Source organism: Pseudomonas sp. LBUM1664, from assembly GCF_059695895.1.
This window is the reverse complement of sequence record NZ_CP166791.1, coordinates 3,678,127-3,701,023: the sequence shown is the minus strand read 5'-3', so window position 1 is coordinate 3,701,023 and position 22,897 is coordinate 3,678,127. Positions and strand designations below refer to the sequence as shown.

At 57.7% G+C, this 22,897-nt stretch carries 19 protein-coding genes; 9 read left to right on the top strand and 10 right to left on the bottom strand.

Translation table 11 applies throughout. From position 1 onward, the window contains the following. Position 1: 1 nt before the first annotated feature. The 6 genes from ACA047_RS17165 to ACA047_RS17140 are packed head-to-tail and all read left to right on the top strand — an operon-like array spanning position 2 to position 5,185. Positions 2-799 (top strand): ABC transporter permease, encoded by a 798-nt coding sequence (locus ACA047_RS17165; RefSeq protein WP_497351265.1) that lies wholly within the window; start codon positions 2-4, stop codon positions 797-799. Further along, complete coding sequence (locus ACA047_RS17160) at positions 796-1,938, top strand: NAD(P)/FAD-dependent oxidoreductase (RefSeq protein WP_497351263.1); 1,143 nt, start codon at positions 796-798, stop codon at positions 1,936-1,938. The genes ACA047_RS17165 and ACA047_RS17160 overlap by 4 nt, the downstream gene beginning before the upstream one ends. After that, entirely contained in the window at positions 1,928-2,278 is a 351-nt protein-coding gene (locus tag ACA047_RS17155; RefSeq protein WP_497351261.1) for a (2Fe-2S)-binding protein, read from the top strand. Before ACA047_RS17160 ends, ACA047_RS17155 begins: the two co-directional genes overlap by 11 nt. After that, the gene (locus tag ACA047_RS17150) at positions 2,275-3,651 is read left to right on the top strand and encodes an FAD/NAD(P)-dependent oxidoreductase (protein ID WP_497351259.1); all 1,377 of its coding nucleotides are present in this window, start codon (positions 2,275-2,277) and stop codon (positions 3,649-3,651) included. The genes ACA047_RS17155 and ACA047_RS17150 overlap by 4 nt, the downstream gene beginning before the upstream one ends. Continuing rightward, positions 3,644-4,816 carry an NAD(P)/FAD-dependent oxidoreductase gene (locus ACA047_RS17145; protein WP_497351257.1) on the top strand — a complete coding sequence of 391 codons (1,173 nt, stop codon included), beginning with the start codon at positions 3,644-3,646 and terminating at the stop codon, positions 4,814-4,816. Before ACA047_RS17150 ends, ACA047_RS17145 begins: the two co-directional genes overlap by 8 nt. 15 nt (positions 4,817-4,831) lie before the next feature. Next, positions 4,832-5,185 carry a RidA family protein gene (locus ACA047_RS17140; RefSeq protein WP_497351255.1) on the top strand — a complete coding sequence of 118 codons (354 nt, stop codon included), beginning with the start codon at positions 4,832-4,834 and terminating at the stop codon, positions 5,183-5,185. A gap of 80 nt (positions 5,186-5,265) precedes the next feature. On the opposite strand, the gene ACA047_RS17135 is transcribed toward ACA047_RS17140, so the two are convergent. The 10 genes from ACA047_RS17135 to ACA047_RS17090 form a co-directional block, all read right to left on the bottom strand. After that, complete coding sequence (locus ACA047_RS17135; RefSeq protein WP_497351253.1) at positions 5,266-6,885, bottom strand: inorganic phosphate transporter; 1,620 nt, start codon at positions 6,883-6,885, stop codon at positions 5,266-5,268. A 69-nt stretch (positions 6,886-6,954) separates the two neighbouring features. Further along, positions 6,955-7,872, bottom strand: a complete 918-nt coding sequence (gene ppk2 / locus ACA047_RS17130; RefSeq protein WP_497351251.1) for a polyphosphate kinase 2 — start codon at positions 7,870-7,872, stop codon at positions 6,955-6,957. A gap of 269 nt (positions 7,873-8,141) precedes the next feature. After that, positions 8,142-8,840 carry an outer membrane protein gene (locus tag ACA047_RS17125; RefSeq protein ID WP_497351249.1) on the bottom strand — a complete coding sequence of 233 codons (699 nt, stop codon included), beginning with the start codon at positions 8,838-8,840 and terminating at the stop codon, positions 8,142-8,144. A gap of 91 nt (positions 8,841-8,931) precedes the next feature. Further along, positions 8,932-9,408 (bottom strand): SRPBCC family protein, encoded by a 477-nt coding sequence (locus ACA047_RS17120; RefSeq protein WP_497351247.1) that lies wholly within the window; start codon positions 9,406-9,408, stop codon positions 8,932-8,934. 60 nt (positions 9,409-9,468) lie between these two features. After that, the gene (locus tag ACA047_RS17115; RefSeq protein WP_497351245.1) at positions 9,469-12,885 is read right to left on the bottom strand and encodes a beta-ketoacyl synthase N-terminal-like domain-containing protein; all 3,417 of its coding nucleotides are present in this window, start codon (positions 12,883-12,885) and stop codon (positions 9,469-9,471) included. Positions 12,886-12,960: 75 nt separating this feature from the next. Beyond that, the gene (locus ACA047_RS17110) at positions 12,961-14,046 is read right to left on the bottom strand and encodes an acyl carrier protein (RefSeq protein ID WP_497351243.1); all 1,086 of its coding nucleotides are present in this window, start codon (positions 14,044-14,046) and stop codon (positions 12,961-12,963) included. A gap of 120 nt (positions 14,047-14,166) precedes the next feature. Beyond that, positions 14,167-15,930, bottom strand: coding sequence for an FAD-dependent monooxygenase (locus tag ACA047_RS17105; protein WP_497351241.1), 1,764 nt, complete (start codon positions 15,928-15,930; stop codon positions 14,167-14,169). A gap of 3 nt (positions 15,931-15,933) precedes the next feature. Continuing rightward, on the bottom strand, positions 15,934-16,545 hold the full coding sequence (locus tag ACA047_RS17100) for an HAD-IB family hydrolase (RefSeq protein WP_497351239.1): 612 nt from the start codon (positions 16,543-16,545) through the stop codon (positions 15,934-15,936). Next, positions 16,535-18,055, bottom strand: coding sequence for a class I adenylate-forming enzyme family protein (locus tag ACA047_RS17095; protein ID WP_497351237.1), 1,521 nt, complete (start codon positions 18,053-18,055; stop codon positions 16,535-16,537). The genes ACA047_RS17100 and ACA047_RS17095 overlap by 11 nt, the downstream gene beginning before the upstream one ends. 80 nt (positions 18,056-18,135) lie before the next feature. Further along, positions 18,136-19,149 (bottom strand): SDR family oxidoreductase, encoded by a 1,014-nt coding sequence (locus tag ACA047_RS17090; protein WP_497351235.1) that lies wholly within the window; start codon positions 19,147-19,149, stop codon positions 18,136-18,138. Positions 19,150-19,688: 539 nt separating this feature from the next. Between ACA047_RS17090 and ACA047_RS17085 the strand changes: the two genes are divergently transcribed. The 3 genes from ACA047_RS17085 to ACA047_RS17075 all read left to right on the top strand — a co-directional run bounded on the left by ACA047_RS17085 (position 19,689) and on the right by ACA047_RS17075 (position 22,885). Further along, positions 19,689-20,285 (top strand): TetR/AcrR family transcriptional regulator, encoded by a 597-nt coding sequence (locus tag ACA047_RS17085; RefSeq protein WP_497351233.1) that lies wholly within the window; start codon positions 19,689-19,691, stop codon positions 20,283-20,285. Between the two features lie 538 nt (positions 20,286-20,823). After that, positions 20,824-22,134 carry an ABC transporter substrate-binding protein gene (locus tag ACA047_RS17080; protein WP_497351231.1) on the top strand — a complete coding sequence of 437 codons (1,311 nt, stop codon included), beginning with the start codon at positions 20,824-20,826 and terminating at the stop codon, positions 22,132-22,134. Positions 22,135-22,159: 25 nt separating this feature from the next. After that, positions 22,160-22,885 carry an ABC transporter ATP-binding protein gene (locus ACA047_RS17075; protein ID WP_497351229.1) on the top strand — a complete coding sequence of 242 codons (726 nt, stop codon included), beginning with the start codon at positions 22,160-22,162 and terminating at the stop codon, positions 22,883-22,885. Positions 22,886-22,897 lie beyond the last annotated feature (12 nt).

Here is a 22,897-nt window from a genome sequence, read left to right as displayed (position 1 = left end):
CATGCACAAGAACGGATTTTTCTCGCTGCTGTTTCATTGGCTGTTCATCATTTTTATCGTCGCCCCACTGGTGGTGGTGATGGCGATTGCCTTTACCGACAAGGGTTACTTGTCCTTACCCACCGATGGCGTGTCGTTACGCTGGTTCCGGGCATTGCTTGAGAACCAGGAAATGCTCGACGCGTTCTTTCTGTCGCTCAAGCTGGGCCTGGTTTCGGCTACTGTCGCCACGTTGCTGGCGGTTCCGGCAGCATTGGCGATCAGCCGTTACGAGTTTCCAGGGCGCAGCACGTTGACCGGTTTCTTGCTCTCGCCGCTGATGATCCCCTCCGTGGTGCTGGGCATTGCGTTTCTACGGTTTTTTTCCATGGCGCAGATTGGCGGCTCGTTCTGGGCGCTGAGCATTACCCATGTGATTGTCGTGCTGCCCTATGCCTTGCGGCTGACGCTGGCCTCGACCATTGGCCTGGAGCGGGACATCGAACAGGCCGCCTTGTCGCTCGGCGCACGACGCTGGACCGCTTTTTACCGGGTGGTCCTGCCGCGTATCCGCACGGGTGTCATTGGCGGTTGGATGCTGGCATTTATCCAAAGCTTCGACGAGCTGACCATGACCGTGTTCGTCGCCACTCCGGGGACCACGACCTTGCCGGTGGCGATGTACAACCAGATCTCACAGACCATTGATCCGTTGATCACCGCTGTCTCCACGGTGCTGATCATCGGGACCCTGCTGTTGATGCTGGTGCTCGATCGCATGGTCGGGCTGGATCGGGTACTGATCGGAGAAAGCAAATGAGCCAGGACAGGTACGGCGTCGTGCAGTCGGACGTGATTGTGGTCGGTGGCGGGCTGGTGGGGATGGCGGTGGCCTATGGGCTGGCACGCACCGGTGTCGACACCGTGGTTCTGGATCAGGGCGACGATGCGTTTCGTGCCTCACGGGGCAATTTCGGCCTGGTCTGGGTTCAGGGCAAAGGCTATGACCTGCCGGATTACTCGCGCTGGACCCGTTCTTCGGCGAGTCGCTGGCCGGCGTTCGCGCAAGCGCTGATGACCGATAGCGGTGTCAACGTCCAGCTAAAGCAACCGGGGGGGTTCCATATGTGCTTCAACGACGAAGAACTGTTGGAGCGCCAGTCGCGACTGCAGACATTGCAGGATGCGCTGGGCGATTACCCGTTCGAAATGCTCGACGCCGCCGAAGTGAAAGCGCGTCTGCCGCTGGTCGGACCGGCGGTGATCGGCGCCAGCTATACGCCTCAGGACGGCCACGTCAATCCATTGAAAGTGCTGCGGGCCCTGCATGCCTCGGCACAGGCCAAGGGGGCGCGGCTGCATGGCAGCATGCAGGTCGACCGCATCGATTGTGCATCCGGTGAGTTTTGTGTCTGGGCGGGTCAGCGTCGCTTTGTTGCGTCAAGGATCGTTCTGGCTGCCGGGTTGGGCAACGCGGCGCTGGCGCGGCAGGTTGGCCTGTATGCACCGGTGGCGCCCAATCGCGGGCAGGTGTTGATCAGTGAGCGAGTGCGGCCATTTCTTCACTACCCGACGCTCAACGTCCGCCAGACCGATGAAGGCACTGTGCAGTTTGGCGATTCCATGGAGGAGGTGGGCTTCAATGACGGCACCTCTACCGAGGTGTTGGCCGCCATTGCCAGGCGCGGTGTTGCGACCTTTCCCTTGTTGCGCGATGTACGGCTGGTCCGGGCCTGGGGCGCATTGCGGGTGATGAGCCCGGACGGGTTTCCTATCTACCAGCAATCGCGCGCTCACCCGGGGGCATTCGTCGTCACCTGCCACAGCGGCGTGACCCTGGCGGCCGCCCATGCCCTGCGTATCGCACCGTGGATCATGGGTGGGGAACGGCCTGCAGAGCTGGCGGTGTTGACCGGCGATCGTTTTCTAACTGACAGGGTGTTTTCACATGCGCACTGATCCGCTGTTTCAACCGGTTATCAGTGAGGGCGGGGCGACGCCGACGGTGTGCCTGACCTTCAACGATGAACCGCTGAGTGTGCCTGCTGGCATGAGCGTCGCCGCTGCCTTGCTGATGTCCGGCATCAACCGATTTCGCGCCACGCCGGTCAGTGAGTCGCCCCGCGCTCCGTACTGCATGATGGGCGTGTGCTTCGAATGTCTGGTGGACATTGACGGTGTTCCCAACCGCCAAAGCTGCCTGATCGAAGTGGCCGAAGGCATGCGCATTCGTTCCCAGGAAGGGGCCCGGGATTTGATCTATCAACCCGGTGTCCGGGTCATGGAGGAACACTCATGAATCTTGAAGCCGTCGATGTGGTGGTTGTAGGGGCAGGGGCGGCCGGCATGGCCGCAGCGACGCAGATGGCCGGGCTGGGTCTGCAAGTGGTGCTGCTGGATGAGCAGGGAAGTCCGGGGGGGCAGATTTATCGGGGTATCACCCTGGCACCGTTGTCACGACGAGATCTGCTGGGGGCGGATTATGCCCAGGGAAATGAATTGGCCCAGGCCCTGCTCGCCTCGGGCGTGCGTTATGAAAAAGGCGCATCGGTGTGGCAAGTCACTCGGGATCATCAGGTCAGTTATCTGCGAGAAGGACGCTTGTATACGCTGGACGCCAAAGCCGTGCTGTTAGCGACGGGGGCCATGGAGCGACCGTTTCCGATCGCCGGCTGGACCTTGCCCGGCGTGATGAGCGCCGGTGCCGCGCAGATCCTGCTGAAAAGCTCAGGTTTGGCACCGAGCGAACCGGTGGTGTTGGCCGGTTGCGGTCCGCTGCTGTATTTGCTCGGCTGGCAGTACTTGCGTGCTGGCGTGACGATCAAGGCCTTGGTCGACACCACGCGACCCGAAGATTACTGGCGCGCCCGTCGTCACCTGTTTGCCGCTTTGCGCGCCTGGCCTTATCTGCGCAAGGGGTTGGAGTTACTGCGCAGCCTGCGCTCCGCCGGAATCGCTCATCATGGCGGTGCCGAACACCTGGCGATCGAAGGTGAGGAGGCGGCCCGGGCCCTGACATTCAGCGTGTCCGGCAAGGCGCAGCGCATCGCCACGCGCTGCGTGCTGCTGCATCAGGGCGTGGTGCCTAATATCCAGTTCAGCCAGGCGTTGCGCGCGCGCCATGAATGGGACCCGGATCAGCTGTGCTTCACGCCGGTCACCGATCCATGGGGTGAGCTGGATGTGCCGGGGGTCTATGTCGCCGGGGACGGTGCCGGCATCGGTGGGGCTCAGGCAGCGGTCGTGCAGGGACAACTGGCGGCGCTGGGGATCGCCACACGGCTCAAGGCAATCAGCACGGATAAACGTGATGACATGGCTCGGGGGCTGCGCGTTCGACTGGAGGCCAACCTGCGGATCCGACCGTTTCTCGACACGCTTTATCAGCCAAAGGAGCAAAACCGTATTCCGGCCGACGAGGTGATGGTGTGTCGCTGCGAGGAGGTGACAGCGGGTGAGTTGCGCGGCTTCGTCGCCCTGGGGTGCGCGGGACCGAATCAGGCCAAGGCATTTGGTCGCTGTGGCATGGGGCCGTGCCAGGGACGCATGTGCGGCCTGACCGTGACCGAAGTCATCGCCAAGGCCCGCGGTGTGTCGGCGGCCGAAGTGGGTTATTACCGCATCCGTCCGCCGATCAAGCCCATCACTCTGGGAGAGTTGGCCGGTGAGTGAGTCGAGCAGGCGCCAGGCTGACGTGCTGGTGATGGGTGGCGGCATTCATGGCCTGAGCACTGCGTTCTATCTCGCGCAGGCCGGCGTCAAGGTCACGGTGCTGGAAGCGGAGTATTGCGGTCGTCATGCCTCCGGGGTCAATGCCGGTGGCGTGCGTACCCTGGGTCGCCACACTCCGGAGATTCCATTGGCACTGTCGTCGCGCGATCTTTGGCATGATCTCAAAAATACCTTGGGCGACGACGGCGGTTTTGTCCCCAGCGGCCAACTCAAACTGGCGGAGAATCTGGCGGAACTGGTGGAGTGCCGGTTTCGGGTCGAGCACCTGCAGGCGTTGGGTTTCACCCATGAAGTGCTGATCGACGCGCAACAGGTGTTCGACAAAGTGCCGAGTGTTTCACGGCATGTGACGGGCGGCATCTGGGTCAAGGACGATGGGTACGCGGTGCCCTTCAGGATCATCACGGCGTTTCGCCGGGCCGCGGAGAAACGTGGCGTACACATCCACGAAAACACTCCCGCGCAACAGATCGAGCAGACGGGCCTTCAATGGCGGGTGCGTACACCCAGCGGCAGTTTCAGTGCCGAACATTTGGTGGTGACGGCGGGCGCCTGGGCCGCAGAGCTGGCTACACAGGTTGGCGAGTCGGTCCCCGTGCATCCTGAAGGCCTCATGTTGATGGTCACCCATCGCGTTGCACCTTTCTGTACGCCGGTGTTGGGCGCCACGGGTAGAGCGCTGTCGTTCAAGCAATTTGCCAATGGCACGGTTGTGATTGGTGGCAAGCTGATCGGGTCGCTGGATTTTCTGTCGCGCCATGGCGAGGTCGACATGGCTCGACTGGGCAGCAGTGCTCGCACTGTCACTGACTTGTTTCCGCATTTGGAGCACTTGGGCGTCAACCGCGTCTGGGCCGGCGTTGAAGCCTTCACGGCCGATGACCTGCCGGTGATAGGTGCCAGTCGCAAGGCCAGTAACCTGAGCTATTCGTTCGGTTTTTGCGGTAGCGGCTTTCAAATGGGCCCCGGCACCGGTAAACGGCTGGCCCAGCTCATTCTGGGCGAGCATTCGAGCATTTCACTGGAACCGTTCGCGATCGACCGTTTCAACGTAGCCGCCAGTACGACGGCTTCATCTTTTCAATCCACCTCAACCATGCCGTAACGCTAAGGAGTTCACATGCTGGACATCACACGCATTGAAACCAATCAACGCATGAGCCGCGTCGTTCAATGCAACGGCCTTACCTTTCTCGGCGGCCAGACGGCTACTGACCGGACCCAGGACATCAAGGGGCAGACCGCCCAGGTGCTGGCAAAAATCGACAACTTCCTGGCCCAGGCCGGCCTGGACAAAACCCGTATCCTCACCGCACAGGTCTGGTTGTCGGACATCCAGGCCGATTTCGCGGGCATGAACGAGGTGTGGGACGCCTGGGTGCCAGAAGGTCATGCGCCTGCACGGGCCACCGTTGAATCGCGTCTGGCGGCATCGGACCTACTGGTGGAAATCACCGTTGTCGCGGCGGGCTGATCGAGAGCGGTGCAAATCACCGGATGAAATGACGACAGGGCGCAAGGCCTCACCCGCGTGAGGCCTTGACGATTGAGCGGTCAGAACAGTTTAGTGAACAGCCAGTAGAGGCTTGCGGACAGAAGGATCGCAGCAGGAAGCGTGAGTACCCAGGCCATTACCAGGTTGCGGATGGTGCGCATCTGCAAGCCTGAGCCATTGGCGACCATGGTGCCGGCCACGCCGGAGGACAAGACATGGGTCGTGGATACCGGCAAGCCAAACATGTCGGCTGCGCCGATGGTCAGCATGGCCACGGTTTCGGCGGAGGCACCTTGGGCGTAGGTCAGGTGGGTCTTGCCGATTTTTTCACCCACCGTCACGACGATGCGCTTCCAGCCGACCATGGTGCCCAGGCCGAGGGCAATGGCCACGGCGATTTTCACCCACAGCGGAATGAACCGTGTGGAGTTGTCGATCTGCTGCTTGAACAGTTGCAGTTTGCCGCTGGTGTCGGCGTCGAAGTTGCCGACCTTGTTCTTGTCCATCAGGCGAATGGTTTCGCTGGTCAGGTACATGTCGTTACGCACGTTGCCCACCGCTTCGGCTGGCACCTTGGCCAGTGAGCCGTAACCCTTGACCTCGGCACCGATGCTGCCCGTCATGGCGGCAAGTGCCGGCACCAGCTGTGGCGTCGCTTCTTTGCTGCGGATGTAGTCGGAAAGAATCGGGCGTGGATCAGCCGGCGCCGGTAGGGCCGAGCCTTTTACCAAGGCTTGTTGAGTGACTTCAGCCACGGCGGCGAACTGCAGTGCCTGATCGGCTGGCATGGTGCGGTTCAGCGCATATGCCATCGGCAGGGTGCCGACCAGAATCAACATGATCAGGCCCATGCCTTTCTGGCCATCGTTGGAGCCGTGGGCGAATGACACGCCGGTGCAGGTCAGGATCAACATGCCACGAATCCACCATGGCGGCGGGGTGTTGCCTTCGGGGGCTTTGTACAGCGCGCGGTTCTTGACGAAGGCCCGCAGCGCCAGCAGCAACAATGCGGCAAAGCCGAAGCCCACCAGCGGTGACAGCAACAACGCGTAACCGATCTTGGTCGCCTGGGCCCAGTCCACGCCGCTGGTGCCATCGCGACCGTGCATCAGGGCATTGGCAACGCCGACGCCGATGATCGAGCCGATCAGGGTATGTGAAGAAGACGCCGGCAAGCCCAGCCACCAGGTGCCCAGGTTCCATAGGATGGCGGCGATCAGCAGGGCGAAGATCATGGCGAAACCGGCGGAGGAGCCGACTTGCAGAATCAGTTCCACCGGCAGCAAGGCGATGATGCCGAAGGCCACCGCACCGCTGGACAGCAGCACCCCGAGAAAATTGAAGAACCCCGACCAGGCCACTGCGAAGTTTGGTGCCATGGAGTTGGTGTAAATGACCGTGGCCACCGCGTTGGCGGTGTCGTGGAAGCCATTGACGAACTCAAAGCCGAGTGCAATCAGCAGTGCCACGCCCAACAGCAAAAATGGCGTCCAGGTGGTCACCACGGTGCCGAGTTCGCTCATGTCGTGCATCAGGCTGTAGGCGGTAAACAGCAGTCCGCTGCCCAGGACTGCAAAAAAGACCACCAAGGTCATTATGCTCGGCTTGCGGTTGAGTTGTGGCCTTGAGCCGTAGGAGATTGAACTCGATGAGTCCGTGGCCAGGATCTGGGTCGTCATGATGAAATCCGGTTCATTAAGGATGTGGCGCAGGGGCGCTCGGTGTTGGGTGTCCCTGTTCGGTCTGTCTTAATAGACCTGAGGCACGATGATCTCTGGCGGCGTCGGACTGCGGGAGTAGTCCTCCTGCCGCTCGCGCTGCGGCAGTTCGATTGCCGGTAGCTCCACCTCTTCATAGGGCATTTGCCCGAGCAGGTGATGGATGCAGTTGAGCCGGGCTTTTTTCTTGTCGTCGGCTTGCACCACCCACCACGGGGCTTCGGCGATGTGAGTGCGTTCGAGCATGATTTCCTTGGCCTTGGTATAGGCCTCCCAGCGCCGACGGGACTCCAAATCCATGGGGCTGAGTTTCCATTGCTTGAGCGGGTCATGAATGCGGCTGAGGAAGCGCAGGTGCTGTTCCTGGTCGGAAATGGAGAACCAGTATTTGATCAACTGAATACCGGAACGGGCGAGCATCCGCTCAAACTCTGGCACGGTACGGAAGAACTCTTCGTACTGATCGGCGTTGCAAAAGCCCATGACTTGTTCGACCCCGGCGCGGTTGTACCAGCTACGGTCGAACAGCACGATTTCGCCTGCTGCCGGCAGGTGCGAGACGTAGCGCTGGAAGTACCACTGGGTGCGTTCACGGTCGTTGGGCGCAGGCAAGGCGGCAACGCGACAGACCCGAGGATTGAGTCGTTGAGTAATGCGTTTGATCACGCCACCTTTGCCGGCAGCATCGCGCCCTTCGAACAGGATCACGACCTTATGCCCGGTCTTGACCACCCAGCTTTGCAGCTTCACCAGTTCGCCCTGCAGGCGGAACAGTTCGCTGAAATAAAGCCGTCGGGCTTCCTTCTCACTGACACTCTGGGCGTGCTCATCGAACAACGCATCCAGGCCGTGGCCGTCTTCGGATAACTCCAGTTCCAGCTCTTCGTCACTGTGATCGAGCAGCTCGCGGTGGATGCGCTGTATCAACGTTTCTTGGGTTGAAAGCATGGTGAGGCACTCGCGTCATGGATTTGGCAGACGCTAGTCGTAATTTGTTACAGGATAGTTAAGGCAGTTTTTGTTTCATGGGCTGAGCCTTCTTCCTCGGTTGAACAACTGGAGGCAGGCGATACCGGGATCGGTCGATCCCAGTCGTCGACGCGCTGGAGGGTGTTGCGACGCTCACCGAACCTACTCGCGAACCATATGCAGGGCAACTCACCTGTAAACGCTGGGTAGGCGCCTTGCCAATGCGAGGCGCCCATCCGGTTAACCGCTTAGAGCCAATAATGCAGACCGAGCATTAAGGATTGGGCGTTGTATTCAGTGCGCACATCGCCCGGGTACAGGCCTTGAATGTCACCAAAGTTCGCTTCGCGAGTCTTGAGGTATCGATAATCCAGGGACATGGACCATTGCTCGGTGAGCTCATAACCTACCCCGGCGCCGAATTGGTAGGCCGATACGGTGTCGCGATGAGTGCCGCCGAACGGGACGCCACCGGCTTCCAGGCCACTGACCGACAGCGTTGTGTAGCCCAGGCCGCCGCCAATGTAGGGGGTGAATCGACTGAAGGGCGCTGGTAGATTCAACACGTCATACCAAAGGTTGGCCATCAGACTGCTGGCTTTCTCTTCGCCTTTGCCGTCGATGCTCCCGCCGCCGTCGTAGACCCGGTCATTGAACTGGGTCAGGGTGTTTTTTCGGTAGCTGACTTCCACTTCCGGTCTGAGCCCGACGGGAAATCGCCAGCCCATGGCCAGCCCGGTGGCGAAGCCGGAATGCAAGGGTTGGTTGAACTCCATCTCGACGAAATCGAGGTTGTTCTGGCTAAGGTCCTGTGCAGCGACCCAGTTCAAGCCGCCCATGACACTGATGTAGGGGCCGAGCGTGTCGGCGGAACTGGCCGCGGGGGCCATAAAGCTCATGCCAATGACGCCCATCGCAAGGTACTGAGTATTTTTTAGTAGGTTCATGCTCGGTCCAAAGTGTGCTGTTATCGATAAGTAAGCGAAGCGCGTTTGGGAGCAAGCGTCCAACGCGCCCCCTTCCGGGATGGTTAATGGTTCATACAAGGTGCAAATTCGTTTCAGGTTTTTCGAGCCCAGGGGTACTGATGGCATTCGCTCGTTGTTCAGCCAGAGTGCACAGGTTGTCCAGTGCGGTGGTCATTGCCGCGGTCAGCATTTTGCGTAGCAGCCCGCGGTATAAAAAACTTAAGGGGCCGGAGATCTTTGCGCTATGGATGACGTGGGTTTCGTTGGGAGAAATCCTGCGCATCTGATGATCGAACTCAAGGTCGATCCAGAGCAGTCTTGCCGTGTTCCGATAGCTCTCATGCAGGCTCACGGCTTCCAGTTTCAGCGGCATGTTCAGGCCGTTTTTGAGGATGCATTTGCCTCGCGTTCCGGGTTGAAACGGGCCATTGAGTTCACAATGGCGAACGTCGGTATCCCATAACGGCGCTTCTGAAAAATGGCTCCAGATCTTCCATATTTCAGAAGGCGGCGATTTGACTATGACTTGCACTTTGACATCGTTCACGGCGACACCTTGGTTTGTTGGGGGCACGGCCAGGTTGGAGGGAGAGATCAATTGATTGCCTCAGGCAGCGGGTGCGGATTGACTCAACACTTGCGCGGTAATGCTGGCTTGACCGATTTTTTCGCCCCGGTTGAACAGGTCGATATAAATGCGGTTGGTTTTGAACGACTGATCCTGCGCGTCAAAACCGGCTTGCGGCGCCAATGACAGCGGACTGTTCCTGGGAATTGGCCGATCCAGAGTGAAACTCAAGGCCAGCAGGTTCATCGGGGTGTTGAGTGGAATCCGCAGATGGCTGTGGGCGATCTGCATGTAGCACTGGCGGGCAACTTCGAGGAAATACACCATCGAATAGTGCGCGGGGTCGCCCTCCTGGAAGAGGTGCTCATTTGGCAGCTTGACCGTGTCCACGCTCAAGCCTTGGGCGATGCCGCTCATGTCGCTGACGATGACGTTTTCTTCTCTGGCCTTGTGCAGCAAGGCCTTGTCGCGGCAGCGAGTGGCCGTGAACTCGCCGGCGGGCGATGTCTCGAACGCCGAGCTGTAAGCCATACCAAGGATGCAGGTGCACATCAGCTTTCCGGCCTGCATGACCTTCGCATTGAATACTTGGGGGTCTTTGCCCTGTTCCAGATGCAGATCAATCACACCCTGCTTTTGTACGTATTGCTGGAACTTGATACTCAGGGTTTTGACATAAGCGACTCGCCCACTCAGTGGAGGCATGGCGAGTTCAATCAGTTGCATCACGCCCTCAAGCAATAAAATGCCGGGGATGTGATCCAGAGGGTGATCGAAGAAATAGGGGTGCGCTTCATTCACCACCAGCTGGGCGCGCAATGACTGAGGGCTGCGCTGGACGTCGGTGATCACGATATTTTCCGGGCGACGCTGCCAGTGCGCCGGGCGTTGGGCTTCGGCGCCGCGGTGCAGGGCGAAAAGGCCCTCCATGGCGCGAACCCGCACGCGCAGTCCCGAGAGCAGGGTGTTGGTCAGCAGGTCGCTGAGTTGCAGCACGTCGACGCCATCATGTCGCGGCTCGCGGACAACGCTGGCAGGGCGGGCAGGCGCGATGACCTGCCGCAGTTCGTGGGATGCCGAATGAGCAAAGCGCAACATGAAGGGATGTTTGATGGCCGGGGTGGTTCCGGCCGTCTCCGGGCGCCACTCCCGAAGTTTCTCGGTAAATAGCCACATCACTGCCTTGCCGGCTTCGCGAACCTCGATCACCGTGTGAGCCGATGCACTCAGCATCACCGCCAACAGGGTTTCGATACCCGTGGCTTCAGCCAGGAAGCCGGTCATCTCTCTCACTGATCCACTGGCATGAGTCGCATCAGGCTGCAGCTCGCAGACTTCAATGCTTTGGTATTGCCTGTGCTCCTTGCCCAACAGTTGGCACGCCGCTTCCAGCGATTTCGCGGCATGGGCGAGGACCGCTGCGCGGATCACCAGCAAAGGTTTGTCGCTGGCGTCCGGTTGATACGGCCGCAGCGCAATCAGCCCCAGTCCTTCACCTTGCGTTGTTGTGGCGTGTCGGGCGCGCTCGACTTCGATTTCACCACTGATAAAGCGCCCTGCACCGAGCAAAAGCGTGGTGATGCCCTCTTTGAACCACTGCTGCGATGCCAGCAAGGTTTGCCAGAACAAACCCGGGGTGCCGACCAGTGTCTGATGGAAACCCTTGAAGTCATAAATCTGCGCCGGGTAGCCGGACAACATGTTTGGCAACATGGTTGCCACGTCCGTCACTTCCACGCCCGGCGGCATGCCTTGAGCCTGGGAGTAAAAGTTGTGAGCGCTGCTATACGCATTGCTGAAACGTTCCCCACCCATGTTGCAGCACATCACCATAGCCGTGCCGGATGAGCCGGCCACACCCGGCAGGCGTCGCAGTAAATGGTTGACGCGATCGGTGATCAACAGCTTGAACGGATCGACATGGGCCAGAGGTTTGGGCCCCATGCCGTACCCGTCGATATCAATGACGCGGTCCTGTGCCAGGAATTTCCCCAGTAATGGCTGAGCTGGAGCAGCGGTGTAATCAACGAAGCGCCCATAAGGGAAAACAACCGAGGGTGCTGCCGGCTGATTGAGCTGTTGCTTGAATGACTGCAATGAACCGTGACTGCCAATCGCCGCTTCAGCCTCGACGACAGCAAGGTTCAGTATCAGCACGCCGGGGGCGACCCGGGCGGCGGCGGGGCGGTCGTCGGGAATGTATTCATCCACCACCAGATGCGCGTTGGCACCGCCAAAACCAAAACTGGAGATGCCGATCCGCAGCGCCGTCTGACGATCAGCGAGGGGTTGTACCTGCTCTGTGGCCAGTTGCAGACAGGTCTCGTCAACTTTCGGGCTGGGCTGGTAGTCGGGCTGAGGTGGAATGCCTTTATGACGCAATATCATCAGCGCCTTGGCGAGCGAAGCGCCTCCGGCTGCGGCCAGTGGGTGACCGATGACGGACTTGATCGAGCCGATGGTTATTTTTTTTCCGTCCGCGCGATGGGGCGCGAAGAAGCTGTTCAACGAGTCCAGCTCGGTCGCATCACCCAGTGGTGTACCGGTGCCATGGGTCTCGATGTAGTCCACGTCGCCGGGATCGAGACCAATATAGGCACGTTGGTAAGCCGAGCACTGGGCCTGTTTGCCCGGCGCAAACACCGAGCCTTCGGCGCCATCGGCGGAAAGCCCCAATGCCCGCAGAACACCCAGGGGGCGGCGTTGGGCAATCAGGGCTTGGGATACGGGTTCGACCAGAAAGGCAACCGCACATTCGCCCGGCACAATGCCGTCAGCGTCCTGGCCGAACGCCTGCATTTGGGCCCGGGCGGAGAAGGCGGTCAACTGCGAGAAGCCCAAAAACAGTGCCGGTGGCAGCACGGTGTTCAGCGCCATGACAATGGCGTTATCCGCTTGTCCACTGTTGACCAGGGCTTGGGCCATATCGATTGCATAGGGGAACGAACTGCAGGCGGTGTCTACCGATAACGCCGGGCCACCCAGGGCGAAAGCTGCTGCCAGTTCAGCCACTTGTTCACCCGGCGTATAGCCCATTGACGCATCGGCTTTTGCGGACGCTCCCGTGACGAAATAACTCTCGTCACTCCAGGATGTCGCGACCACCAGTGCGGTGCGTTCCTTGATGAGCGCCGAGCCTTGTCCAGCGAGCTGGGTGAGGAGCGTCTGGAGTACTTTTTTGCCAATGGCGACCTGCCGTCCTTCATGCCGTGAAGGGGTCGATACGTCATCGGTCAGGCAAAAAGCACTGTCCAGGTAAGTGCGATCTTTTTCCCCTGTCTTGGCTGAATATATCGACGCTTTATCCAGTTCCCAGCGCGTCAGCATCGAATGGATAGGTGCTATCTGCCCTTGCGAGAGCAGGTGCCAAAGCGCATCCGTTGACGGTGCCCCAGGAAACTCGCCGGCCATTGCGCTGAAGCAAAAATCGCCCTCTGTTGTTACCGCGCCACTCATACCCTATCTCCTGATTGCCAAAAAGCTGGGTGATCGATTCGATCACCCGGATTCCATGCCATTTTTTACAGCGGCTCAGCTCAGTCTTGTCAGAAGCGACAAGGCGTCCTGCGGCGTGCGACGCGACATCAGGGCTTCACCGGCAAACTCGCTGGCAGAGCACTGTTGCGCCATGGATTGGCAGAGTTTTTCTCGGGCAAACCCGTTGAGCCCCAGTTGTGCAAAGGGGGTCTCAATGTCGATCGACTGTGGCGCGTCGGGGATCAGGGGGGTGAGGGCGTTGATAAGCAGATTGCCTATCTGCCCTTGAGCGTCCGTAGCGGCAGGTGATTGCCCTTCGGCGGGTGTGGCGGGTGTCGACTCGGGGCTGGCCAGGGCCGCTTTAATCAGCGCGATGGTTTCCTGCGGGAACTTGGCGTTGGCCAGCTCAGTGCTGTTGGCCTTGAGTGATGGCCACAAGGCGACGACCGATTCGAGGAAGTCCAGTTGCACCAGGGAATCGAGGCCCAGGCTTTCATAGCTTTGTTTCTGGTCGATCTGCTCTACCGTAAAACCGGTGATAGCCGCCAGTTGTTCAAGCACCCAGGCTTCGACATCCACGGCAGGCGCCTGCGGATCGGCTTCAAGGCGTGCCAGCAGGGCCGTAGGGGTGGGGGCATCAAAGAGTTGCGAGGTGAGCGCTTTCTTTTCCGGGAAGTGCTGGGCCAGGGATTCGAAAATATCGACCATCCCCAGAGAGTCGATGCCCATGCTTTCGAAACTTTGGTCGAAGTCGATTTGTTCCTTTTTGAACCCCGTGACCGAGCTTATTTCGGCGCGCAACCATTGCCCGTAGTTGAGTTCGGGCGTCTGTTCGACCGCGGGTGCCGATGCCAGTATCGCCGAATTCGGCTGGACCGGTTCCAGCACCGGAACGCTTTTATTGATGGGGGCTTCAAGCCCATGGGCATAAACACCCTCGAGGACTTGTTGATGAGCATTGAAGTAGTGCGCAGTGACGGATTCGGCCTGCTCCAGCAAACGCATCAATATTGATTCTTTTGCTATATTGGATTCGCACAGTGAATCAATGATTTTCTCAGAGAGAGAAAAATAGCTATTGGCTATTTTTCCATTGGACACAATGAATTCCTGCACCACATCGTTGAGTTGCATGCGCATGGGGGGTCTCCTAACCTAAGTCGGTCTATGTTTCTATCAGTAAGAAAAATCAAAAGTCATGGCCCAGGGTTGGGCCTTGTGTGAATCAATGAACCAAACTGGCAGTAGCCATACAGAGACTTAAAGTTGGAGTTGCACTGCGTCGATCTCGGAAGATGTTGTTTTTCTGGCACCCTTGAGTAGCCCGGATCGTACGTTCAGATACGTGATGAGCGTCATTGCATCAGCCCCCTGGAAAGCGATATAGCCATCAGGACGAATCAGCATCAACGTGCCCTCTTTGGCGTGGTAACGCTTGTGCAGCCGCCAATCGGGGTCCAGCAACGTCGAGTGCCAGGAAGGCAGTTCGGCGCTATTTAAGGCATCAATAACGCAATAAGCCTTGATGCCCGGATAGTCCTTCTCCACCGTTTCGGCCAGCGCGTAATAGCCCGGTAACAGAGGGGAAAACTGATCGGCCGCGCTGAAAATCAACAGCGTGAACGTTCCGTGGAACAAGTCGATCAAGCGTTTTGGCGGCAGACCTTGCAGTTGCCACAACTCGACATCGGGAGCCAGTTGGCCGGCGCGAGGCGCAGCGGTCTGGAATTCGGGTTTTTTCCCTTTTTTGTCCCAATTCTTGCGCTGCTTTTTCGTCAGCGATTCTTGAATGTAATCACTTTTGCCATAGTGGTACTGATGGCCGGAAATCATCGAGGGCAGCTTGCGCTGAACTTTGCGCCTGTTGCTCAACAGTGGCAGAACGTTGTCGCGCAGCCAAACCAGGGCGCGCTGCTTGACGGTAATCAGTCCCGTCAGTCGGTGTGCCGTGTTCTCGACTTCCAGGGCAACCGGGTAGCGCTCTTCGTTGTAGCTCTCCAGCAATGATGGATCCGCCAGGCCCTGATCGACATAGGCCATTTTCCACGCCAGGTTATAGGCCTCGGAAACCCCCAGGTTCATCCACTGCCCGCCGATCGGGCTGCCGATATGCGCCGAGTCGCCCACCAGAAACACAGAGCCTTGTTGCATCGATTGCACGCGGCGGTGTTGAAAAGATGCAATGGTGGTCGATGAAATATTGGACAGCGTCATCTTTTGCCCACGTCCTTCGCACAACCGCTGGAAGTTCTCCAGGCTCAAGGATGGGCGCTCGCCTTCTGGCGGCAGGTTGTAGGGCATCTCGATGAAAAGCCGATAACGGGACTGGGCGCTGATCGGCGCGACCGCTACATAACCGTCCTGTGCACCCAGGAAGAAGGCGCCTTCGTCCTTGCTTCCAGACCACTCGATGTCGGCATCGGCAAGCATGAAGAATCGGTCATAGGACGATCCTTCGAAGGTCATATCAAGGCGTTTTCTAATGTTGCTGCGAGCACCGTCGCACGCAACCACCCAGCGACTGGTAAAGGATTCGTCGCTGCCATCGGCATGATGAAGCTTCATGTGTACTGATCCCGGCTGGTTTTCTATATCGACCAGTTCGGTGTTCCACTCAACCTCTATCCCCAGCGCGTTCAGTCGCTCAAGCAGAATCTTCTCTGTCTGCGGTTGTGGCAGGCTGAGGAGCAGGGGATAGGTCGCGTCCAGATTGGAGAAGTTGTAGTTCAGCACCCGTTTAGCGTTCGACTGCACCGAAAACTGGTTAATCGTGAACCCGTCGCTGATGGCTTGATCGGCAACGCCCAGATCTCGAAAAATCTCCAGGGTCCTGGAGTGAATGGCCATCGCCTTGGTCGCGGTCGAGGGGCCGGCATTCTTTTCAATAATGCGAAAAGAGACGCCCCACTTTTGCAGCATGATTGCCAGGGACAGGCCAATAGGACCGGCGCCTACAATCATGACTGTCGGCGTGTGACCGGGTTGTTTGAAGTGCTTGGGGGCCAAGGTGCTCAGCGTGTTCATCGGTTAGTACCAGTTTCTGTAGAAGGGAGAGTTGGCAATGCTGAGCAGGGCATCGTCACCGGACGAGTCGCCGTAGGCATAGATGTAAAAGTCATCAAGGTTGCTCAAGCAGCCTTTGAGCCGTGTCACTTTTTCCCTTTCCACACAGTTGGTACCTGATATCCCACCGGTCAGTTTGTTCTTTGCAGTCGCCAGGCGGGTGCCGCACACGTAGTCAAAACCCGCTGCCTGACCCCAGGGAATCAGATAGTTCTCCGGCGAGTTGCTGACCAGCGCGGTGACATGCCCCATGGATTGATGCCATTGCAACCGGCGCAGGGCCTCGGGTCTGAGCCAGAGCGGTAGCAGTTCGGTAATGAAGTACTTGGCGTGCTCACGCTCTTGTTCCACTGACAGGCCGCCCAGGTAACAGGCAATGAACGCCAGTCGGGCTTGCATCAACGGTGTGATTCCCACGATCACGCTGAGCATTTTGGGCAGTAGGGGAATGATCCGGAGCCAGAACGATCTGGTTCCCACGATAAAGCGCATGTAGCGCCAGAACGTATGCCTGTCGGTCAATGTGCCGTCAAAGTCGAAAACGGCCAGTACCGGTTGGGTGCTTTTAGGTTGCATGAGCCTCTTCCTTGAGAGAGATAATCTCGATGGTTTTGGGCAGTTTGAAGCCCGAGAGGTAGCCCGAGAGCAGGGTGGAGACCGCGCTTTGGGTCAGGTCACCGTTCCCTTCAACGCACAGGTGCAATACGTTGACCTCTTTGTTGTCAGGGACGATGTAAGCCTTGGCACGCACCACGTCGGGGTGCTTCAGGGCAATGGATTCGATTTCCGTCAGGTCGACCATCTGCGCTTTGATCTTCGAGATCCGCAGGCGTTGGCAATAGAAGAACACATGCCCATCGTCGTCCCGCCAGACCAGATCACCGGTGTGAAACCAGCCCTCACGGAAGAACCGGGTATTGGTGTCCTCGGCGTCGTTATATCCGTCAATCACCATCGAGCCACGGATCAGCAGTTCGCCAATACGTCCAGGTGCCACATCCCGTTCCTCGGCATCGACGACCCGCAGTTCTACGCCGCTAATCGGTTGTCCCATGGCGCCTCGATGGACCGTGCCAATCGAGCTCTGGACGACCACTGGCATGCTCTCGGTCAATCCATAGCCTTGCAGCACCGGATTGCATCCCAGCAGTTTCCCCAGTTTCTCGGCTTCGTTGGCCGGTAGATGGCTGCCACCTGAATAAATCATCAGTTGAGGGTGCAGCGGCAGCAGCGAGCCCTTGCGTTTGGCCAGTCGCGTATTGAAGTAGCGAATGACGTCGGGCACCAGGCAAGCAAAGGTGACCTTATGCTCAGACAAGACTTCTGCCAGATCCCTATTGAGCAGGGTGTTGGTCATTAGCAGGGTGGCGCCCACACTCAATGGGAAAACCATCATCACGGACAGTCCGAAGATGGCATACAACGGCAGCGTCACCAGATGAACGGATCCGACGCCTTGAAGATGAAACTGCTCATGCAGCCCATCGCTCGATTGCGTCAGGTCAAGGTAGCGATGAGAAACGGCCAGAGGTTTACCGATGCCTCGGTAGGTAAACTGGACCGAGACGATCGGATTGCCCTCAGGCAATAACAAGGGCTCAGGCTGCCGGGGAAGTCGGGAGGCAGCCGTTGCGTTGGCGGGCAGGGGCGATGACGGCTCGCTTGTGGCGTTCAACACCAAGGTGTGACGAACGCCGTAGGCAGGCTGAAATATCTCGCTGTGCTGCTCAAATAGTGTTTCGGTCGTCACGACCAGCGTCGGCCTGGCGACGCTGATGACGCTGGTCATTTCGAACGGCGTCAGTTTGTAGTTGAGGATGACTGGAATTGCACCTCGCCCGATAATCGCCAGGTAGTAAGCGATGAACGCCACCCCATTGGGTAGAACCAGCGCTACTTTGTCACCCGGCGATACATCTAATGCTGTGAGGGCCCCATTGCACTCTTCAGCCTTAACGCGCAAACCACGGTAAGTAACGGTGTCTTCTTCCTCGTCCAGATGCCTGATAGCAATGTGGTCGGGGAAAGATTCTGAAAAACCGACGAACCGATGCAGAAAACCTTCTTTATATGAAAGGCTTTTCATTTACCAACCTCTCTCAATCCTTGAATGTATGGCCAGGCAAAAAAGTTCAACAGAGGCAGGCTACCGCTGAATTATTTCAATTAAGCATTTAGATAGTTATTGTTCCGGTACCAGTCTAGGGTATCGGTGAGTGTTTCAGCGACAGGGCGAAACTTGCACTCCAGCTCTTTTGAACTCTTGCTGTGACTGAAATGGGTGCGCCCTTGTTCTTGCTCCATGAGTTTGACCGTGGAGGTGCTGATCAGCACGGGCTTTTTTGTAATTCGGTAATAGCCTTCGTAGATCAAGGCAATTATGCGCAGCATGAACAGTGGTACTTTTCGCTCTGGTGCTTTTACGCCGCTGACGCTGGAGAGTGCCTGGAAAATACTCTTCATGTCCATGTGATTGCCGGCGGCCAGATAACGCTCTCCGGATCGGCCACGTGTGATGGCTGCGACTTGATGCTCCGCCACATCCCTGGCGTCTACAACGGAAAAGCTACCGGGCAGTACGCCGGGCAATTTTTTTCCGACAAAATCGAGCAAGAACTGTCCTGATGAGGTAGGGCCGATATCACCGGGGCCAAACATCCAGCCAGGCAATACCATGGCGATGAACATGTCCGGGTGTTGCGACAGAAACTCCTGAACTTTCTGCTCAGACAATATTTTACTCAAGTAGTAATCGTCAGCCTCCAATTCACTGCGAGACATGGTTTCATCGATGACTTGATCTTTATTGCCCTTGAGCACGGCAATGGAAGAGGTATGGACTGCGCGACGAATGCCGGCGGCATAAGCGGCCTGCAGCAGTCGCTCGGTGCCCGTCACATTCGTGTCATAGAGCTTTTGCCAGTGCTTTCCGCCTTTGTAGCTGTCGCGGAAATAGGCCGCCGTGTGAAACAGGGCATCACAGCCCTGCAGGGCATGGCTGAAGGCGTCGACATTGAGCATGTCGCCTTCGACAAATTCGACAGGCAGGTTGCCGAACTGTTTTTTGGCTTTTTCGACGGAGCGAACCAGCGCCTTGACCTTGATGTTGCGCTTCAAAAGCGCATGAACCACATTATTTCCGAGCAGACCAGTAGCGCCTGTAACGAAGGCATATTCCATTAAAATCCAGCTCCTGTGAGGTGGCCCGATGCGGCATTGAGATTGATGTCTCAGACCTCAATGTTTGTCGGGCTTTGGATACAAACGGCGCAAGTAAAAACCATGCGGTATTTGGAAATCAAGCGGTATTTAATGGCGCCTGAAGGTTGACGCTTCTGGGCGGGGCGCAAAAATACCCCTAGCGGCGCGGCTTTATGGGCTCATTATCTGGTTCGAGAGGCTCAAGGTCGTCGCCAGAAATTCTTCACCATTTGTCATCCGGCTCCAACGCGCTCAGCAGGAACCCCAAAAGGGGAAACGCGTAAGGTGGGATACGCTTGCACTGGCGGTGTAAAAACGTTGTCGGCAGCCCATCTTGCATTCCTCTGGCGTCGCCCCAATACATGACACTTACGTGACGCCTTCAAAGGTTTAAATGTAAATGATTAAAAAGGGCTGGTATAAGATAGCGTCGTAAGCGCTGGTTTTTTGCGCAGCGAGTAGGGGCTTTGTTGCATCCAGTTACAAATAGAGGGTTGTTTGGCCAGAGGAGCCGAGGCGTGATTAAAAAAAGATTAGGTCGAGAAGAAAGCCAGCAAGTAACAAGAGACAAGTTATTCGACACGGCCACTGACTTGATGGCTAGAAAGGGCTTCCACGCTGCCAGCGTCAACGCTATTTCCGAGGAGGCCGGTTTTTCGAAAGGGGCCTTTTTTTCAAATTTCGCCAGTAAGTCAGACTTGCTTCTGCAATTGACGCAACGGTTCAAGAGGGTAGAGATTGATCGATTGAGTATGACCCTGGCGTCGGGTTATTCAGCAGAAGAATTGACCCATGGCTTGAATGCTTATATTGACACGCTTAAGAACAACACCCGCTGTGCGATCCTGGATGCTGAGTTGCAACTGATTGCTTTACGCGATGAAGAGTTCTCACCGCATTACTACGATTTGCATGAGGAAAACAGTGAGGCCTTGGGCAAACTGATTACCATTATATTTAATCATGCCGGCAAGAAACCCCCCTTGGCGTATGCCGCTCTTGCCAAGACCTTCACCGCGCTGTCGGAAGGTTTGATATTGCAAGGACATAAAGACCCGGCTGTTGAAATAAAGTTGGTGTTGAACTCGCTTATCCAGACCGCAGAGCCTTTATAGAACGCTGTCCTCCTTGTGGTGGATACGCTATTCGCATGTCCGAGGCGCAGACCTCGGGCAGAATGCGCAAGGGCTCTTCTTTTCTGCAAAAGGTCTGATCGTTCGGGGCCAATTGCACGAAGGATGGGCACATTGACTCAGTGTGAGCATCCAAGCGTAGAGATTGTTCTGATTACGCAAACACTGAAGTCGCCGAGAATGGAATTGTTGGCGTAGTGGCGGGCTTGTAGCCTCCCTTATGCCGAGCATTACGATCTGCCAATGATCGAATGGAGCCCAAGCCAGGCTCATCAAGATAGACCTCCAACCGCATACCTTGCTTTCGGCCTTATGCCCCATTGGGGTCTGGCACTCATAAAAATAAGGAAGGCAGGTATGAATATTCGTGCACGGGCATATGCAGCAACCCTGTTCGACGTCAGCGTCTTTCTCTAAACCACCACCGTCGCAAAGCACCTGATCCTGCGTGCCGGCCAAGCCCATGCTGCGATCTTGTTCGTCTGGACTTTGCCAGTACGCAGTCGCTTTGGAGTACTACATGACAGATAACAACGATAAAAAACTGTTTGGCCGCGACTTCTCACGCCGTGATTTGTTGCGCAGCACAGGCCTTGCCGCCGGCGGTGTGGCGCTGGCCAGTTTGCCGTTCAACTTCGCCCTGGGCAGTGAACGGGTGATCAAGCTCGGCTATGTCAGCCCACAGACCGGTCCATTGGCACCGTTTGCGGCGGCGGATAACTACATCATCGAATCGCTCAAACAACTGCTAAAGAACACGCTCACCGTAGGCGGCAAGGCGTACCGCCTGGAAGTCATCGTCAAGGACAGTCAGTCCAACCCCAACCGCGCAGCGGAAGTGGCCAGCGAGTTGATTCTGTCGGATCAGGTCGACCTGATGCTGGGGTCGTCGACGCCGGAAACGATCAATCCGGTGTCCGACCAATGCGAAATTAACGAGATTCCGTGCATTTCCACCGTCGCGCCGTGGCAGTCATGGTTCTTTACCCGCGGTGGTAAGCCGGATCAGGGTTTTGAGTGGACCTATCATTTTTTCTGGGGCCTGGAAGATGTGATCGCTACGTACACCTCGATGTGGGGTGGCATACAAACCAACAAGGTGGTTGGCGGCCTGTTTCCCAACGACGGCGATGGCAATGCGTGGGGTGATCCGAAACTCGGCTTTCCACCGGTGCTCAAGCAAAAGGGTTTCCAATTGGTGGACCCCGGTCGCTTTCAAAACCTGACTGACGATTTCTCGGCACAGATCGCCGCGTTCAAAAAAGCAGAAGTCGAGATCGTGACCGGCGTGGTTATTCCACCGGACCTGACTACCTTCTGGACCCAGGCTCGCCAGCAGGGCTTCAAGCCCAAAGTGGTGTCGGTTGGCAAGGCGCTGCTGTTTCCCTCCGCGGTCGAAGCGTTGGGCAAGGCTGGCAATAACCTGTCGACCGAAATTTGGTGGAGCCCTGCGCACCCATTCAGCTCCTCGTTGACGGGTGCCAATGCGGGGCAGTTGGCCCAGGGGTTTACCCAGGCGACGGGCAAGCAGTGGACTCAGCCCCTGGGTTTCGTCCATGCCTTATTCGAACTGGCGGTGGACATCCTCAAACGCACCGAAGAGATCGGCAATCCGCATTCGGTACGCGACGCCTTGCTCAAGACCAACCTCAATACCGTGGTCGGGCCAATCAGTTGGAATGGCGGGCCGGTGAAAAACGTCGCCAAGACACCCTTGGTCAGCGGTCAATGGCGACTGGGCAATGACAATAAATACGACCTGGTCGTTACCAACAATTCCACCGCACCGGCGATTGCGTTGGGCGGCGAAATGCAGGTCATTACCTATTGATCGCTCGCGACTAAACAGGTGCACCATGCAACAGCCACTTCTGCAAATGAACGACGTGCACAAAAGCTATGGCTCGGTGAAGGTCACGCACGCAATGAGCCTGGCGCTGCAACCGGGTGAAGCCTTGGGTGTGATCGGTCCCAACGGCGCGGGTAAAAGCACGCTGTTCAACCTGATTGCCGGCGGTGTGTCGGCCGACAGCGGCACGATCCATTTTGATGGCCGCAACGTCACCCGTGAGCCCGTGTTCAAACGTTGCCAGCAGGGCATTGGTCGTTCCCACCAGATACCGCATCCCTTCGTGAAAATGACGGTGTTCGAGAACGTGTTGGTGGGGGCGACCTTTGGCGCGCGATTACGCGACAAGGAAGCCAATCAATGGTGCGCACAGACGCTGGAACTGACCGGCCTGATGCGCAAGGCCAATGTGCTGGCCGGTTCGCTGACCCTGCTCGACCGCAAGCGCCTGGAGATGGCTCGCGCGTTATCGACCCAACCACGCCTTCTGCTGCTGGATGAAATCGCTGGAGGCTTGACTGAACCGGAATGCCTGGCGTTGGTAGAAACCATTCAGGGCATCCACAAGGCCGGCGTAGCCATCATCTGGATCGAGCACATCGTGCATGCCTTGCTGGCGGTTGTCAGCCGCCTGACGGTCATTAACTTCGGCGCCAAACTGGCCGAAGGCGAACCGCGCAGTGTCATGGCCGACCCTCGGGTCCAGGATATCTACATGGGGATCGGGAGCTGAGACATGACGACC

Bases quoted from the DNA above. Each gene is read 5' to 3' on its own strand.
- ACA047_RS17165 (WP_497351265.1), top strand. From the start codon at position 2: ATGCACAAGAACGGATTTTTCTCGCTGCTGTTTCATTGGCTGTTCATC.
- ACA047_RS17160 (WP_497351263.1), top strand. From the start codon at position 796: ATGAGCCAGGACAGGTACGGCGTCGTGCAGTCGGACGTGATTGTGGTC.
- ACA047_RS17155 (WP_497351261.1), top strand. From the start codon at position 1,928: ATGCGCACTGATCCGCTGTTTCAACCGGTTATCAGTGAGGGCGGGGCG.
- ACA047_RS17150 (WP_497351259.1), top strand. From the start codon at position 2,275: ATGAATCTTGAAGCCGTCGATGTGGTGGTTGTAGGGGCAGGGGCGGCC.
- ACA047_RS17140 (WP_497351255.1), top strand. From the start codon at position 4,832: ATGCTGGACATCACACGCATTGAAACCAATCAACGCATGAGCCGCGTC.
- ACA047_RS17135 (WP_497351253.1), bottom strand. From the start codon at position 6,885: ATGACGACCCAGATCCTGGCCACGGACTCATCGAGTTCAATCTCCTAC.
- ppk2 (WP_497351251.1), bottom strand. From the start codon at position 7,872: ATGCTTTCAACCCAAGAAACGTTGATACAGCGCATCCACCGCGAGCTG.
- ACA047_RS17125 (WP_497351249.1), bottom strand. From the start codon at position 8,840: ATGAACCTACTAAAAAATACTCAGTACCTTGCGATGGGCGTCATTGGC.
- ACA047_RS17115 (WP_497351245.1), bottom strand. From the start codon at position 12,885: ATGAGTGGCGCGGTAACAACAGAGGGCGATTTTTGCTTCAGCGCAATG.
- ACA047_RS17110 (WP_497351243.1), bottom strand. From the start codon at position 14,046: ATGCGCATGCAACTCAACGATGTGGTGCAGGAATTCATTGTGTCCAAT.
- ACA047_RS17105 (WP_497351241.1), bottom strand. From the start codon at position 15,930: ATGAACACGCTGAGCACCTTGGCCCCCAAGCACTTCAAACAACCCGGT.
- ACA047_RS17100 (WP_497351239.1), bottom strand. From the start codon at position 16,545: ATGCAACCTAAAAGCACCCAACCGGTACTGGCCGTTTTCGACTTTGAC.
- ACA047_RS17095 (WP_497351237.1), bottom strand. From the start codon at position 18,055: ATGAAAAGCCTTTCATATAAAGAAGGTTTTCTGCATCGGTTCGTCGGT.
- ACA047_RS17090 (WP_497351235.1), bottom strand. From the start codon at position 19,149: ATGGAATATGCCTTCGTTACAGGCGCTACTGGTCTGCTCGGAAATAAT.
- ACA047_RS17080 (WP_497351231.1), top strand. From the start codon at position 20,824: ATGACAGATAACAACGATAAAAAACTGTTTGGCCGCGACTTCTCACGC.
- ACA047_RS17075 (WP_497351229.1), top strand. From the start codon at position 22,160: ATGCAACAGCCACTTCTGCAAATGAACGACGTGCACAAAAGCTATGGC.